The organism is Endozoicomonas sp. ALB115, from assembly GCF_049310245.1.
Classification (GTDB): Bacteria; Pseudomonadota; Gammaproteobacteria; order Pseudomonadales; family Endozoicomonadaceae; genus Endozoicomonas.
This window is the reverse complement of record NZ_JBLYZG010000022.1, coordinates 34289-50773: the sequence shown is the minus strand read 5'-3', so window position 1 is coordinate 50773 and position 16485 is coordinate 34289. Positions and strand designations below refer to the sequence as shown.

The 16485-nt window shown below is 48.8% G+C and carries 12 protein-coding genes; 5 read left to right on the top strand and 7 right to left on the bottom strand.

Annotated features, from left to right (window positions below; translation table 11 throughout):
* Nucleotides 1-6 precede the first annotated feature (6 nt).
* The 3 genes from ACO6VE_RS11910 to ACO6VE_RS11900 all read right to left on the bottom strand — a co-directional run bounded on the left by ACO6VE_RS11910 (nucleotide 7) and on the right by ACO6VE_RS11900 (nucleotide 3477).
* A complete protein-coding gene (locus ACO6VE_RS11910) occupies nucleotides 7-840 on the bottom strand; it encodes a sugar ABC transporter permease (RefSeq protein WP_422447558.1) in 834 nt (277 codons plus the stop codon).
* Nucleotides 840-2135: a carbohydrate ABC transporter permease gene (locus ACO6VE_RS11905; protein WP_422461457.1), complete on the bottom strand. Its 1296-nt coding sequence runs from the start codon at nucleotides 2133-2135 to the stop codon at nucleotides 840-842. The genes ACO6VE_RS11910 and ACO6VE_RS11905 overlap by 1 nt, the downstream gene beginning before the upstream one ends.
* Nucleotides 2136-2244: 109 nt before the next feature.
* Nucleotides 2245-3477, bottom strand: coding sequence for a maltose ABC transporter substrate-binding protein (locus ACO6VE_RS11900; protein WP_422461455.1), 1233 nt, complete (start codon nucleotides 3475-3477; stop codon nucleotides 2245-2247).
* Nucleotides 3478-3927: 450 nt separating this feature from the next.
* Between ACO6VE_RS11900 and ACO6VE_RS11895 the strand changes: the two genes are divergently transcribed.
* From ACO6VE_RS11895 to ACO6VE_RS11880, 4 genes are all read left to right on the top strand, one after another.
* Nucleotides 3928-4971, top strand: coding sequence for a hypothetical protein (locus ACO6VE_RS11895; protein WP_422461453.1), 1044 nt, complete (start codon nucleotides 3928-3930; stop codon nucleotides 4969-4971).
* A gap of 15 nt (nucleotides 4972-4986) precedes the next feature.
* Entirely contained in the window at nucleotides 4987-6033 is a 1047-nt protein-coding gene (gene lpxD, locus ACO6VE_RS11890) for a UDP-3-O-(3-hydroxymyristoyl)glucosamine N-acyltransferase (protein WP_422461451.1), read from the top strand.
* 62 nt (nucleotides 6034-6095) lie between these two features.
* Nucleotides 6096-6584: a hypothetical protein gene (locus tag ACO6VE_RS11885; RefSeq protein WP_422461450.1), complete on the top strand. Its 489-nt coding sequence runs from the start codon at nucleotides 6096-6098 to the stop codon at nucleotides 6582-6584.
* Between the two features lie 36 nt (nucleotides 6585-6620).
* Nucleotides 6621-7751, top strand: coding sequence for an ABC transporter ATP-binding protein (locus ACO6VE_RS11880; RefSeq protein ID WP_422461448.1), 1131 nt, complete (start codon nucleotides 6621-6623; stop codon nucleotides 7749-7751).
* Nucleotides 7752-7938: 187 nt separating this feature from the next.
* Here the strand turns inward: ACO6VE_RS11880 and ACO6VE_RS11875 are convergent, their stop codons facing one another.
* The 4 genes from ACO6VE_RS11875 to ACO6VE_RS11860 form a co-directional block, all read right to left on the bottom strand.
* Nucleotides 7939-10326: a hypothetical protein gene (locus ACO6VE_RS11875; protein ID WP_422447544.1), complete on the bottom strand. Its 2388-nt coding sequence runs from the start codon at nucleotides 10324-10326 to the stop codon at nucleotides 7939-7941.
* A 392-nt stretch (nucleotides 10327-10718) separates the two neighbouring features.
* Nucleotides 10719-12377, bottom strand: coding sequence for a 1,4-alpha-glucan branching protein GlgB (gene glgB / locus ACO6VE_RS11870; protein WP_422461446.1), 1659 nt, complete (start codon nucleotides 12375-12377; stop codon nucleotides 10719-10721).
* Nucleotides 12340-12858, bottom strand: coding sequence for a GlgB N-terminal domain-containing protein (locus ACO6VE_RS11865; RefSeq protein ID WP_422461444.1), 519 nt, complete (start codon nucleotides 12856-12858; stop codon nucleotides 12340-12342). The genes glgB and ACO6VE_RS11865 overlap by 38 nt, the downstream gene beginning before the upstream one ends.
* Nucleotides 12859-13274: 416 nt before the next feature.
* Entirely contained in the window at nucleotides 13275-14633 is a 1359-nt protein-coding gene (locus ACO6VE_RS11860; protein ID WP_422461442.1) for a maltoporin, read from the bottom strand.
* A gap of 309 nt (nucleotides 14634-14942) precedes the next feature.
* On the opposite strand from ACO6VE_RS11860, the gene ACO6VE_RS11855 reads away from it, so the two are divergent.
* The gene (locus ACO6VE_RS11855; protein WP_422447534.1) at nucleotides 14943-15923 is read left to right on the top strand and encodes a LacI family DNA-binding transcriptional regulator; all 981 of its coding nucleotides are present in this window, start codon (nucleotides 14943-14945) and stop codon (nucleotides 15921-15923) included.
* Nucleotides 15924-16485: the final 562 nt, after the last annotated feature.

Genomic DNA, 16485 nt, shown 5'->3' with positions numbered 1-16485 from the left:
CAGGGGTTACTCCTTAACCGCGCCACTGACCAGGCCAACAGTAATGTGCTTCTGGGTGGCGACAAACAACAGGGTGATAGGAATGGCCACTAACAGTGCACCGGCCGAAAACAGGGTATAATTTTCTGCGGAGTTAGAGGCGATCCATTGGAAAATGCCCACGGCCAGCGTCATTTTTTCTTCGCTGCGCAGAATCAGTGTGGGCAGAATAAAGTCCATCCAGGGGGCTGTGAATGAGGTCAGCCCGACAAAGACCAGTATCGGTTTGGCCAATGGCAAAATGATTTCAAAGAAAATGGTCAAATGACCGGCGCCGTCTATTTTGGCCGCCTCATCCAGCGACGTTGGGATCGCGTCAAAATAGCCCTTCACCAGCCAGGTCATAAAGGGTAATGAGCCGGTGACGTAGACAAACAGCAGCCCGGTAAAGGTGTCGATCAGGTTCAGCTTGGACAGCAATACATAAATCGCGGTGATAGAGAGGAACGCCGGGAACATCTGGATAACCAGAATCCCCATCATGACATTGCGTTTACCTTTGAACCGGTATCGGGAGAAGATAAATGCCGTCATCGTCACCACAATGATGGAGATGGCCATATTGCTGAAGGCCAGGACAAAAGTGTTGGCATACCATTGCAGATATGGGGTATCGGTAAACAGGGCCCGATAGTGATCCAGGGTAAAGGAAAAGTCGGTAAACGAACTGCTAAACAGGTTTACCCCCGGCTTGAACGACGCCATCACGGTCCAGGTAATGGGGCCAAGCACCAGGATAGCGTTGATGGCCAGCAACAGGTATACGGCGAAAACACCGGCTTTATGCGTCAGTTTGTTCATTACCGCATACTCACATCGGTCTTGAAGGAGTTCATCCTTCTAAACTGCCAAATGGCAATCAGTGACAAGAACAGGAAGATGATGATGGAAACCACGGCAGCGATATTGTACTGCTGGAAGTCCAGGGTCAGCTTGTAAATCCAGGTAATGAGAATATCGGTGTGGCCGGCAAAGCGATATTCCGGATTAATGGGTCCACCCTCCGTCAACAGATAAACCGCACCGAAATTGTTGAAGTTGAACGCAAAGGTCATGACCAGAGAAGGGGCTACCTGATGCAGGATCATGGGCAGGGTAATCTCTTTGAACTGCTGGAACCGGCTGGCACCATCAACTTCACTGGCTTCATAGAGTTCTTTGGGGATATTGGTCAGGGCACCGGCAATCAGGAGCATGAAGTAAGGGGCTCCAGTCCAGACACCGATGGCAATGACCGTCACTTTCGCCAACACGGGGTCCGATAAAAAAGGAATGGACTCAATGCCAAAACCATTAATGATTGAATTTACCGGACCAATGCCGTTTAACAGCAGGCGGAAGATCAACAGGCTGACAAATGCCGGAATGGCGTAAGGCAGCATGAATATAACGCGCCATACCTTTTTACCGGCGATGTCCCGATTCGCCAGGGCAAGCGCCAGAACAAAGCCAAAGCCAAAGGTGAATATTGTTGAGCAAACCGCCCATATCGCCGTCCAGCTGCCGACACCGAGCAAAGTGCTTGACCAGATTTTCAGCTCAAACAGGGACAGAAAATTTCTAAACCCAACCCAGTCCACCAGGTTTTTTGGTGGAATATGTGCTGGTGCTGCGTAGTTGGTGAGAGAAACCAGTACGGTAATCAGTATTGGCAAAATAATGAATGCGAGTGCAGCAATCCCCGCCGGGGTTAACATGATGAGGGCAAAATGCTCATCATAAAAGGCCCGCAACTGCTGTTTGAAGCTGATGGTGCAAGGGGTAATGTTAACGGCATCTTTAATGTTCAGCAGGTACGCAGCAAGAAACGCCACGGTCAGAAAGATGGCAAGTACCCCTTCAACCAGCATATGAATAGAGTGGTCGCCGTGGATAATTTTGAAACCCACGCGATGTTGTGCGGTATCACCAAGGGTGATAAAGCCTTCCAGTGCTGTTAGTAAATCAGCAGCAAAAAGTACCAGCACTATCTGCACTGAAAGATAGAAACACCCTTTTATATAATGTCGGTTTAACAGCTGGGTCCCCCCCATCAGAAAAACCGACAGAGGTGGTAGCTTGTTAGCCACCCTGGGCTGATCCATGGCTGTATCCATAGCCCCTCCTAAACAGTATTAATCAGTTGCCGTCAATAATGATGTCGTCAATCCCACCATGCCCGGGAGTTATTCCGAAATAATGTCCCTGGTCAGGGTGGGGTGTTTGTTATTCCTGGAAAGCAATCTGCTCTTTGATCACCATTAAGGCGTTATCCAATGATTTTTCCGGTGTTTCGCCATTGACCCAGCTTGCGGTAATGGCGTTAGCCATGGGAGACCAGACATAGCCCATTTCCGGAATGGAGGGCATGGCATCGGCATAAAAACCCTGGGCAATAAAGGCTTTGGTTGCTTCATCAGCCGTTGCACTGTTGGCGATTTCTGCCATCAGATGATTCAGTGGCGGGATGGATCTGGTCATCTCGAACCGTTTTTTCAACATGGCTTCTGACGCCAGAAAGTCAGCAAACAGTTGTGCGGCAACGGGATACTCTGTGTAAGAGGAGACCACTGCCAGCCTGACTGTGGAGAATGTGCGCGGATGCTTTCCTTCCAGTGTTGGCATCGCCACGACGCCAACATTAACTCCCGATTCCAGGTGGCTTTTTGTTGCCCATGGACCGTCAACAATGGCGGCAACTTTACCTTCAGTGAACAGGCCTCGACGCACCTGGGTGTTGCGCATATCCACAGGGTTCGAGTCATTGGCTGTTTTCAATTTAAGCATGGCGGCAAGGCCGCGTTTGGTCGCTTCGGAATTTACCCCGATATCATCTGCATCGGATCCTGCCTTGCCAAATTCATAGCCGCCATACATGGACATAAACATTCGGGATTCATAGTAATTTTGTACGTCCCACAGCAGGGCATAACGGTTTTCAGTTCGGTTGTTAAATGTGGTGGAGAACGCAATCAAATCTTCAAAGGTCTCTGGTGCCTCGGCCAGGATGTCTTTGTTATAGAACAGGGCAGTTGTCGCATAGCTGACGGGAAAACCATAGCCTTTGCCATCGGCTTTGGCTGCTGAGGCAGCACTGGAAATAAACTCTTTATCAACACGATCGGCACTGACCAGGTTTTCCATAACCGCGCCGCTGACGACTAATTTGCCCAGCATATCGTGTTCAATCTCGGCGACATCAGCAACCCGGGCGGTGCCACCGTCCTGAATCAGGCGTCCGGCACTGTTCATTGGCGCCAGTTGTCGGAACCGGAACTGAACATCGTAGCCAAAGGTTTCGTTAAACGCCTCGGTGGCATAGTCCATATAATCCATGGCCAGCTCATCGGTCCAGATGAGCAGTTGTGCATTCTTTTCAGGTATCAACTGTTCAGCGGACCCAATGCTGGCAGACAGTAACGAAAGCGTGAACGCCAGATTTTTATAAAGAGGTTTCATACTGTTGGCTACTCAATCACAATTCACAGGGTAGTACATGGTGGAATACCACATTTTTAATCAAAAGAAAAAATGGCGCAATGGTTAATCATTCATTTTGTTGCTGATTTTGTTTATAAATAAATTTTATTTGAGAAAAAATGATTAAATTGATTCAGATCAATATTTTCATATTGTAAAAGCTGAACTAAAGGCGTTTAATCACACCACAAAAACACATTGTTGAACATACTGCAGGTTATATGTTTTCAGACTCAAATTGTTGAATTACAGGGTTGTCATTCTATGACTTCCGATTGTTTTCGATCTCTGACCTTGTTGCAGTTGTTCGTATTTTTTCACTGAAGAGTTGTAAGTAACTAAAGGTTACATTATTAGCTGTCCGTTATTTTTGGATTGCATTACTTCAATTGAATAATTGCCAGATTATTTGCCACTTGGGGATTCCTGATGAGAAAAAAGTTACTATCAGTTGTTATTGCTAATGTTATCGGTTTATCGGGTGCTGCATCAGCCGATGAATTTACTGATTTCCTGCGTCAGGCAAATAATGGAGATAATTTATCTGCCAGCAATGAAGGCATAAACCTGTCTGGTCACTTTGGTTCATCAATCGAGTATGAGACAAAAACAACCACAAACTGGGGCTACGGTGAAATCAAGGAAAAAATCATTACCAATGAAATTGGTAATGTGTTTTTAAATATTCAGGATCTGGGCCTGCGCGCTAACTACTCATTAAAAACCATGAGCCGGGAGCAGAAAAATTACGATACTTCCGGTGCCAAAGGTTACTATGAGAATGAAGATTCTCTAAAGCACCTGATCTTACTTGATCGGCCCTTTGCCCTGAGTGGTGGCTGGGGAACGGGTTTGGGCTATGAAGCGGAATACATTACCAGTGAAGTTGTATCAAGCTCTGCTAATCACCACGAAAAAAACTCTCTTGAGCAAATCATTCGACCATACCTGACTTATTGGAATAATAACTACAACGCTGGTTTCTATGCATCGGCTGAATACCTGGACCTGAGTTTTGACAATGGTAGTTGGGGGACAACCGATGAGGGGGGCTACAGCTTAATGTTCAAGCCCTATAAGAATTACGGCAACTTTCAGTTCGAGCTGGAGCTGTTCTACCAGGTCAAAGATGATAATGAGACCGTTCATGCCGGCGGGGTCAAGAAGTATGAGTTTACTGAGAAATACATCCAACCGACTATTCGTTACAGCATAGATAATGCTGGTCTGGTTTACCTGACAACCCGGTTCACAAAAAACGAAACCACCGACAAAGGCGCTGGTCCGGATTACTTTAAGGACGTCGTCAAAACCTCTATTGGTTACGAGACCGATCTGGGTGAGAACTGGATGGTTAAGGCCGAGTATGAATATACCTATGAAAAAGAGACCACTAATGACCCCAGGGAAGCAGGCTTGAGCAAGAAAGTGGATAGCCACAAATTTTACGCCCATGCTCTTTACAGGTTTTAATCTGGTATAAATCCCATGCTTAACGCCCTTGATATTGCTCAACAACTCCACGGTCGTCTGTTTGGTGATGGCAACATCACAGTAGACAGTATCTGCCCGGTATCGGCCAGCAGGCCAGATGCCCTGGCTATTGTGCTCTCCAGGCATGACCTCAAGTTTATTGATCATTGCCAGGCAGCCATTGTGGTTGGACCTGCAGCCATAGGCAATATCAAGGCACCGGCAAAAATAGTGATTGATGCATTGGATGTTACTTTGCTTAACCATCTATTGCGTTACTACAAAGCTGAAAAATACCACCTGTTGGATCAGGAGAATGTGTCCACTATTCCGGGTGTATTCATTGGCAAACATGCCCGCATCGGCAAAGGTTGCCATTTTATGCCGGGAGTTCGCATACATAATGGCGCAGTGATTGGCGATAATGTTGCCATACATGCCAATACCGTCATTAAGGAAGGGACGGTGATTGGCAATAATGTGACCATCGATTCCAATAATTCCATCGGTAATTTCAGCTTTGAATACATGCTCAATAGTTCTGGCGAATATGAACGGCTGGAAAGTATTGGTCGGGTCATTATTGAAGATAATGTGGACATTGGCTGCAACAACACCATTGATCGGGGTACTCTCGGAGACACGGTTATTGGCCGGGGCAGCAAAATTGATAACCTTTGCCAGATTGGGCATGACTGTTGTATTGGTCAGCACTGCCTGATCATTTCACAATCCGGTGTTGCCGGTCATACCATCCTCGGTAATCGGGTTACTGTGCATGGGCAGAGTGCCATTGCCGGTCATCTGCATATTGGCGATGGTACGGTGATTCAGGGCAAGTCAGGCGTCAGCCGTTCCTGTCCACCACGAAGCAAGCTGTTTGGTTATCCTGCCAGAGATGCACAACAATATATGAAATCAATGGCTACGCTTAATGCCCTGTCAAAGGGTAAAGCCCCAATGATTTCAACCCGGAACGTTAAATCGCAAAAACCGGAGCGTGAAGCCCACGGCGAAGCGAGCTGGTTCGGAAAAATACGACAGAAACTTTATTTTAAATAAAAAACACACGTCTTTGTTATTTATCTACGTTGGCGACTGGTCATTGTCGCTATGGAGTTAATATGAAAATCAAAGTCCTGGCAACCCTTACCCTTGCTGCCACTCTGGCTGGTTGTGCCGGAAATCCTGCTAATGATACGGCTGCTGCATCAGCGGTCAGCACCAGCCCCGTTGCCAGCTGTAATTTGCCTGATGTTGCCGGTAGTGGCCCTATTCGTCCGCCCATGTACGTTACTGGCACTTTCTCCGATGGGCAGTGGATGCACCAGGAGCATCGTCGTATGTCTTACAAGGGGGATGGCATTTATCAGGTCATCATGGAGAATGAGGCGGGCCCGGTGAACTTCCAGTTTGCCAGTATGGGTTGGAAACCACAATTCACCGTGAGTGGTCGGGCATTGACCGTCGGACAGGAAGGTAAGTTAATTCGTGGTGGGTTTATGAAAGATACCCGCATCAACTTCACCGAATCCGGCCGTTATGTCTGGGGCTTCCAGGTTGATGCTGAAGGCAAGCCGAAACTGGCTGCGATTGCCCAGTGTGCTGAATAACCCTGTTACCTGAAAGATTATCTGTGGAATGACCGGATGGCTAACGTAAGCTTAAAAAGCGTTGAAAAAAAATATGACAATGAATTTCAGGCGGTTCATGGTATTGACCTTGATATCCATGACGGCGAGTTTATGGTGTTCGTTGGTCCGTCCGGCTGTGCAAAATCCACCACGCTCCGCATGATTGCAGGGCTGGAAAGCATCACCGACGGCGAAATCCGGATCGGTGAACGCGTGGTGAATGACTTGCCTCCCAAGGACCGGGGTATTGCCATGGTCTTTCAGAACTATGCGCTTTACCCCCATAAAACCGTTTTTGACAATATGGCCTTTGGCCTGAAAATGCAGAAAAAGTCGAAAGAGGAGATTCGCCAGGCGGTTGAAGAGGCAGCAGAAAAACTGGAAATTACCGATCTTCTGGACCGCAAGCCAAAAGAGATGTCCGGAGGTCAGCGACAGCGGGTTGCTGTTGGCCGTGCCATTGTGCGCAAGCCTGATGTGTTTTTGTTCGATGAACCGTTATCAAACCTGGACGCCAAGCTTCGTGTTTCCATGCGGGTAAAAATTGCCCAGCTGCACCAGCGTCTGAAGGAGGAAGGTAACCCTGCCACCATGATTTATGTTACTCATGATCAGACAGAAGCACTGACACTGGGTGACCGAATCTGCGTACTTAATAAGGGTGAAATCATGCAAGTGGATACCCCTGCCAACTTGTACAATTTCCCTGCCAATAAATTTGTCGCCGGTTTTATCGGTTCCCCCTCTATGAACCTGGTAAAAACGGTGATTCGAAAATCGGATGCTGGACTTTTTGTAGAACTTGCACCGGGGGTGAAGTGCTTTATCCCAAGAGCCAAACAGGATTTGCTGCATGAGCAGATTGATCAGGCGGTTTACTTTGGTATTCGCCCTGAGCATATCTCCCTGGCAAATGACAGTGATACTGTTAATACGGTCGAAGGCATGTTGACGGTTGTCGAGAATATGGGTAATGAGAAATATCTGTATTTCAAAGTAGGCGATAATGAGCTGATTGCTCGAGTGAACGACCATACCATTACCACAGCTGATATTGGTCGCACAATGCGCTTCAATTTGAATACCGAAGCTTGTCATATTTTTGATGTGGAAAATGAAAAAAACCTGACGATCATTAAAGGGTAAGCGGCAAAGTAAACCACGTACAACCACTCTATTGCAGACAAGCTCTATTATACAGCCACCTTGTTCCCACGGCCCCCGTGGGAATGCATATCGAACCGCTGCGCAAGTTACTGGGAAGATACACTTTTCAGCGTTCATCACAATCAGTCTGACGTTTGTTGGCAGGCTGCCGGTTCCGATTTTACTGTCAGACATCAGACGGCTGCAAAGAAACCAGTTCCAGGCTATCCGCTTTTGGGTGACAGCAAATCGCATCTCTGATCCGGGTCATGGGCCGCAGGGCTAACGCTTTGCCCGTTAACCCTTGCTGATAGCCCTGGTACCACTGGTAGCAGGCATACAGCAAAATGCCACCCGTGAGAATCCCCGCTGCTACCCATCCGGCCAGGGCAGGAACCGGAATACCTGCATCCACTTCGTCGTTGTTCAGGGGTGAAATAGTGTGGTCGTTGGTTCCATTAACCAATGAAGAAGACACAGTGGCAGATGGTAGTGGCTGACGTGGTGCAGCCGTTACTGTTTTGAGCGACAGATGTCGATCAACAGTGGTTGGCTGATCTCTGCCTGAGAACAGAGCTGTTGGTGAAGTTGCTGAACTGGCCAGTTGTGATGTTGTTGATGTTGAGAAAATCGAGGGCGCAACAGTTGAGCTCGACAATTCTGAAGTTGTAGTGCTGCTGGCCGGTGTTTCAAGAGGTGAGGATAAGGCGTCAGTTGTTGCTTGATAACTGCCAGCGGTGGTGGTCGTGTTGAGTTGTGTGGGAGGAGCGTCAGTACTTTCCTTCGGACAGTTTGCCTCAGCGCAACCAGAATTTTCCAGCCGGGTGTTGAGTGTGGTTTTACAGGCAAGGGTGCGAGTAAATGGATGGTTAGTGTCGCCAGCGGCTATGCCTGCGTGAGTACCCTTGATGTTACTGTTGCAGACAGTGGTATCGCTGATGGTTACATAACCCCTGCCTCGATAGGCAGCTCCCACTGCGGCATAACCATTTGTTCCTTGAGCTGATATCTGACAATCGATAGCGGTTGTCTGGCTAATCTTATTGTTGTAGAACGCTTTTGTTCCAAAGCTGGCCGCAGCAATCGCCGCAGCAGATTGATCGTTGTCACCTTGTCTGGCTTCAATCTTGATATTTCTGGCAGTGGTATTACGGATCTCGCATTTATCTTCAATATAGGCGGTGGCAACGGCTACCTTGCCTACGGAGAACAATTCATTATGTTCGGCCAGAGTATTTTTGATCGTACTTTGATCACAACTTGCTGTTACGATTCCCGTAGCGGGTGCACTTTCCCATGAAGTTTCCCCATAACCTTCTTTTAATTCAAGGCGGTTATTGATAGCGGTGGTATCGCTAATACGGCATTTAACTGCATTGGCAACCACTACCGCAATCTTTGGGTCTGGTGCGAACCATATCTGCGAAAGCATGCTGTTATTGATGGCATGGGTACCCTCTATAGTTGTGCCGGACGCCCACCCTGCGACACCTCCGGCGTTGACCAATCGCGTATTATCTACCAGCCGGTTATTGGTGAGTCTCGAGTTACTGACAGTGACGTTATCGTCCATGCTCCCAGCTATCAGGCCAGTGAACGTTTCACTCTCACTCCAGAAAATGCTCTCTTTGTGGCTTGCTGTGATATTGCAATGGTCAATCGAGTTGCTGTCCAGGGAAGCAGATCCTCTGGCCCTTCCGGTTAATATTCCTGCAGAGGCAGAACGTAGCCCTATTGTATTTACATTCATCGCCGAGTTCTTGACCTGGTTACTTTCCAGTTTTGAGTTGTTCCTGATCTCTCCCGCCAGCATCCCCATCATCATACCCTGGCCGCCTCTCACTAACTTGAAATCAGAATGTTCCACTGTGTTATTTTTCAACAGTGAGTGTCCGCTGGCTTCGCAGGCGATAATGCCCTTATTACCGTAAGATCGCCGGTCATTTATGCTTATACTGGCATTTTTGACCACCACATCACGTACTACTCCCCCATCTTTCACCAGCAAGAACAGGCAGTTGTTCAGGTTGCTAATGCTCTTGCCGTTACCGTTGTACTCACCAGTGAAGCCCGGGATGGGCGAGTGGTTTTCGACATCAATATCAGCAATCTGTTCGTACTTGCCATTGGGGGGATAGCATGGCTTATTCCCGATTTTGGCCAGGTCAGCATTGCTCTGGACAGGAATCTGCTCGTCTCTGCAGCCCGGCGGGACGGTTGAGGCAGCAGTGCCAGGTGGTTCTTTACTGGTTCCAGGATTGCTGTCTTCTGGCGTCTGGCCCCCACAAACCGGCAGGCTGGCCAGCGCCAGACAGGCCATGGCCACCTGGTTAATGGTGTTCAGGTAGCTATCGACGGGGATGGCTTTCTGGACCAGACGCAGGGCCAGCTCTTTAGGTTGAATCTTCAGTTGTATCCATGGGCTACCGGGCTGATCAGTCCGTTGCCCGGGATCAAAGTCAGGATGAAGGGATTGAGCCACTGACTTGCTGACACTCCAGAAGCCCGGCCAGGACGAACCCCGTTCCGGGCCATGGCCGCTATCAGTAGCAGCCAAATCAGACGGTGGCGTCATGGTTACGCATGAGGTGAGCACGGGGGTCATTTCAGAGCTTCCGAGTTTACAAAATTCAGAATACAAATGTAGATGTAAATAAGGATGATTATTTTATTTTTGTCAGTACCGGAATTACTGTGAGTTCTTGCTACAAATGTTCCAGGCTGCCAGCCAGGTGGGAAGGGAATGTATACCGAACTTCTCCGAAAATGTAGAACCCCCATTAAACTCTGGTGATTCCGGGCAGAAACAGGTTGTTCCATACTGCAGGCTCCGGTATGCATTCCCACGCAGTACCCAAAGGGCCTAAAAGCATGGGAAAGATACTTACGGAGGATTGAGCGATTTCTGTAATACACACGGGATCGAAGGAATCAGTATGTGTCGGGAGCTTTTTCTCGCTATGGGCTTTATTCCCAGTCAACGGTCAGCATAATAGTCGCCAGTGGCGGCAAAGTCAGTCTGATGCTTTGGGGTTGGTTATGCCACTCTCCTGGCCGGGTTGAGACGGTACCGTTGACAATATGACTGCCACCAAAGCGCTGGTCATCGCTGTTAAAGATTTCCTGCCATTGTCCACTTGCCGGAACGCCAATGGTGTAATCATGCCTTACAAATGGTGTCATATTGCTGATAACGACAATGGTTTTACCTGCGCTGTCTGTTCGGTAAAAGGCAAAAACACTTTGACCATGGTCGTCCAGTATCAGCCAGCGAAAACCGTTGCGATCAAAATCAAGCTCATGCAGTGCCGGGTAACGCTGATACAGGGTATTCAGCTCACTGATCATCGTCAGCATGCCCTGGTGGTAAGGGCCCTGCTCCAACAGGTTCCAGTTCAGGCTTTCTGCCGGGTTCCACTCGTTGGTGGCACCAAACTCGGAGCCCATAAACATCAGCTTTTTACCGGGGTGCCCGAACATAAATCCGTAATAGGCCCGAAGGTTGGCAAAGCGCTGCCAGTCATCCCCGGGCATACGGGTGAGGATCGTGCCTTTACCATGAACCACTTCATCGTGGGAGAGGGAGAGCACAAAGTTCTCGTTATAGGCGTAGACCATACTGAAGGTCATTTCATGGTGGTGATGCTGACGATAAATCGGGTCCCGCTTCATATAGGCCAGAGTGTCGTGCATCCAGCCCATATTCCATTTGTAATCAAAGCCGAGGCTCTGTGGGTGTCCGGGGCGTGATACACAGGGCCAGCTGGTGGACTCCTCGGCGATCATCATGCAGTGTGGATGCAGCCGGTGAACTTCAGTGTTCAGGCGCTGCAAAAAGGCGACGGCCTCAAGGTGTTCATTGCCGCCCAGATGGTTGGGTGTCCACTCGCCCTGTTTTCTGGAGTAGTCCAGGTAGAGCATGGAGGCCACGGCATCCACCCTCAGGCCATCAATATGAAACTCATCCAGCCAGTACAGGGCATTACTGATCAGAAAATCCTGTACCCATGGCGAACCGTAATTGTAGATACAGGACTTCCAGTCCGGATGCCAGCCCCGTTGCGGGTCTTCATATTCATAAATAGCGGTCCCGTCAAAACGGAACAGGCCGTGTTCATCCTGTGGAAAGTGGGCGGGAACCCAATCCAGAATCACACCAATATTGTGCTGGTGGCACTGGTCAACCAGGTAGCGGAAGTCGTCCGGTGTGCCATAGCGGCTGGTGGGGGCAAACAGCCCAACCGGCTGATAGCCCCAGGATTCGTAGAGAGGATGTTCGGAAATGGGCAGTAATTCGATATGGGTAAAGCCCGTTTTCCGGATATAGGGGATCAGTTCGTCGGCCAGCTCCCGGTAATTTTTAAAACCATCGTCGTTCGATTTTTTCCATGAGCCCAGGTGGACCTCATAAACCGACATGGGTTTGTTATGGTTCAGCTGACGTTTGTTCAGCCATTGGCTGTCGGACCAGGTAAAGGTACTTTCCGTTTGTACAATGGAGGCGAGGCCCGGCCACTGTTCCACTTTATGGCCAAAGGGGTCGGTTTTTTCCGGCAGCAGCTGACCATTCTGATCGTGCAGCTCATATTTATACAGGGCACCGACCATCCCACCGGTTGAAATCACCGATCACGCTGACGGAACGGGCATGGGGGGCATAGACCTTGAACAACACGCCTGAAACACTGCGCTGACGGGTAATGGCGTGTTCCACTTTCAGAGCACCCAGATGTCGGTACAGATGGAGCGGGTCGATATCCTGCTGGCAAAGGGTGTACTCGCCAAACTGGTAAGGGTCAAAGCGGAGTTCTTCTGTCCCGTCCTTCAGGGTGATGTTGAGCAGATAGTAAAAGACTTTTTTCCGTTGGGGAAAACTCAGCTCAAAAAGACCATTGGCCAGTCGGTTCATTCTGCCCAGTGATTTACCCGTACTTTCCTGCACAACCTCGATGCACTCGGCATCGGGGTGCCAGGCGCGGATGGTGAGACCACTACCGGACTGCCCGGGGTGAATTCCCAGGATGGAAAAAGGTGAGGCATGCATCACCTGGCTCAGGCTTTGGGTTACCGGTGTCAGTTCCGCATCCATTAACTTTTTTTTGGGCATTTCAAATCACTGCGAAAGAGGTAGTTTATTTTTGCGCGGGCATTATTGTCATGAAATGAGATGGTGGGAAGTTGTAAACGTTTTACTGGGAGCGGGATGGTTGTCCAGAGATAACTTCCCTGTTTTTAGCTCCGGATTTCGTTGAGATTGGGCATGTCAAAGTCTGACAACACCACCTTTGAAAAGCTCAGGGTAAACGGAAATTGGGAATGTATTGTAAGGATAGGGTTTGCGCAGCAGAGAAGGAAAAAGACGGGGCAGCGCCCCGTCAAATAAAGACACAATCACAGGAGGTGGAAATTTTGCCTGATGTCTGAGTTAACAGACATCAGGAAGGCCTGCCATGGAGTAGGGCTGGCGTAGCCTTCCCATGCTATGCACGGGAAGGGAGTTGCACTGGCTGGGTAGTTAACAACTTACCACCAGGTTTCTGCCTGAACACCGAAGGTGAAGCCGTCAGTGTCGTCTGCAAATGCAGCGCCACCAATCTGCCCCTTGGATTCGTCGTTCCACTTGGCGTAGGTACCGAATACACGAATAACAGGACGAGCCCAATAGCCACGGCCAGCAGACCACTGTTGGGCGATGGTTACTTTGGCCAATTTAGAGTCGTCACCATTGTCAAAAGCATTTTCAACCTGATCATATCCGACTTCCAGAGCAGTACTCATGATGTCGTTCCAGAAGTAAATCGGACGGGCTCCAACACTAATCCAAGTCTGGTCGTCTTTGTTGCTGTCTTTAAATGACAGATTGTTGTAGCTCGCGATGTATTGCATTTCTACATTATCACCAAGAGTTACGTAACCATGATCCATAATCCGGTAGAAATCCTGGCCATCAAGATTGTCGGTTGCAAGCTCTGAAACACCCTGGCCATTGGTTCCCATACCACTGGCTGTCATCGCATCTGTAGCGTACTGCACAACAAATTTGTTAAAGCCACCGAAGAAATTGCTCTGGGTATGTTCCAGAGTGACCATGTAGCCGCTGTCGTCCATTTCTGACTCTTTAACAGCTGCCAATGCTTTCGCCTTTGCATTACCTCCATTATCATAACCATCAGCTGCAAAGCCACCGGCAAATGAACCTGTAGGGTTGCCAAATGCATAGTCAAGGCCAACCGTTAACGTACCATTGGTGTTAGTGGAAATATTTTCCAGACGCAGATCAATAATGTTTTGATCAAGGTCGAACTTTTGTGCATTCTCACGCTTAAGTGCATTGTCATTGGTTTTGTAGTATTCAAAAGAAGTGCTGCTCTTAATCCATGCGGCACTGAAGTTAGCAAAGCCAACATCAATATTTTCTACACCTGCACCCGGACCGGAAACGTTCCAGTAGTAAAAGTCTGAAAGGTGAACATCCTGGCGTTTGTAGAAACGCTTACCAGCCCACAGTGTAGCTTCAGGAGCAAAGCCTAAAACACCTTTGGCCTGAACGTTGAACTCACGGAATGCAGGACTCTTTTCTTCCCAGTCTTTAGCCTGATCAACACTAAATGCCATGTTGCTGTCGAGGTAGAAAGATTGTTCACCGTTGTTGAACAGTTCAGAACCCAGCTTGATTTCACCGTAAGTTTCGGTTTCGTTGCCCAGACGGAACTTTGAGGCAGCTCCCTTGGCCTGGAATGCTTCTTGATCCCCGCCGCCTGCAGAAAGGCCAACGCCGGAACGAACCACACCATGGAAATCCACAGTCGCAGCAGAAGCAGCAGCAGAAAATACGATAGCTGAAATAGCACCAGCCAGTGGCAGAAGTCTTGCTTTGGTCACAACCAAATTCCTTCAAATGTGTTGTCGTGTGTTCGCCATCTTGCATGCTGCAGTCCCCCCTGAAACGAAATAAATCGTCCAGACTCTGTCAGCAGGCATTACAACGTGTTGACGTTTTTTTGGCTGTGAAATTCTTTGGCATTTGTGGGGTGAAGAGCAATATGAAAAGGTTTTTAGAAGAACTTGGCTAAATATTGATCTGTGTCTTTTTGTGAACACTGTAAACAAAATATATTACCAAGGTTGGTGATATTTCGAATCAATGTCAGTTATTTGATATAGGGATAAATCCCTTGGGGAAGGAATCAAGTGTCTGGGCAATCAACCATTCTCCAGGTGGCGGCGCTGGCAGGATTATCCATTGCAACCGTCAGTCGGGTGCTCAATGGCGGAAAATACGTTTCAGACAGTACCCGCAAGAAGGTATTGGACGCGGCCCATGAGCTTAACTATCAACCCAATTATATGGCCCGGCAGTTGCACGGGCAGAATGCCTTTGTAGTGGGGGTTGTGCTGGGGCTGGATCTGGGAACCATATCGCCGTTTGCATTAAAAGTGTATGAAGCGCTGAAGATTGAGCTGGAGCGGCAGGGGTACCGGGTCAAGCGGGTGAAGTTTTCTCCGGAGGGTGAGCTGATGACGTCGGCCAAGGCCTATGTTGGCATTGGGTTGCACCATGAAGATCCCCGCTATCAGAAGGTTCAGGAGCAGGAAGCCCCCTATGTGAGTATTGGTGATGTGCGGGAGGGGCATTTCTGGGTCGCTTCCAATGATGAACAGGGTGGTTTTCTGGCAACCACACACCTGCTCGGGAATGGCTGTCGTACTATTTATTACGTCTGCCTGCACAGTGATCATGCGGTTTCGTGCATGCGTTACCAGGGCTATCGCAGGGCGATGCTGGAAGCAGGGCTTATTCCCTCGGAAGCCATAGAAATTTCAGTGGATACCGGTCTGCCTGCATTAGACAGTTATCGCCGTATACGTGGCTTGCTGGAATCGGGGATTAAGCCCGATGCATTTGTCGCCTTTTCTGACATTGTCGCCACAGGTATTTCCATGGCACTGGCGGATACCGGTAAGCGGGTACCGGATGATGTGCAGGTGGTGGGTTACGATGGCATTGATGATGATCGTTATCATTCACTGACCACTGTACGACAGGATATAGACAGTATTGCCGTTCAGGGGGCTGAGCTGGCGATAGAGGCAATCAAATCCTGTGAGCCTCGTGGGTGCTGGCTGGATGTGTTTGTCCGTAAAGGGCAGACCTCCTGTGTTATGACTTGAGGCTAGTCCATGGTTTCAATGAGTTTGACGGGTTGCCGTTATCATAAGCCTCTGCACTGCGTTCGTCCTGACCCTGTCGAAGGGCGCAAACTCCGGCCCATGATAGATCGTGCCAAACACCCTTCGACTCCGCTCAGGATGAACGGAGATGGTGTACGGTTTCAATGCGATTGATGGGTTCCTTTATTGACTTCCAGACTCCGTTCGTCTTGAGCGGAGTCGAAAGGCGTAAACTCCATACCCTGCATATTGTGCCAATCACCCTTCGACTCCGCTCAGGGTGAACGGAGATTGTACACATCAAACTCATCGAAATAATGTACTAAAGCAGCTAAGCGTTGTTACCCATATCGTTCGTCCTGAACGGAGATTGCACACATCAAACATATTGAAATGGTGTGCTAGCCCGTCATTTTCCTGAAAATGCACAAAATAGGTTGATTTGTATCAAATACTCACGGATTACCCCAGAAAGTAGGCATTCTGTAAACGTTTTACGATTTCTTTCAGATACCAATTCATTGATGATAACGCCCGCTTTTCAGGTCTCTTGTCTCGACAG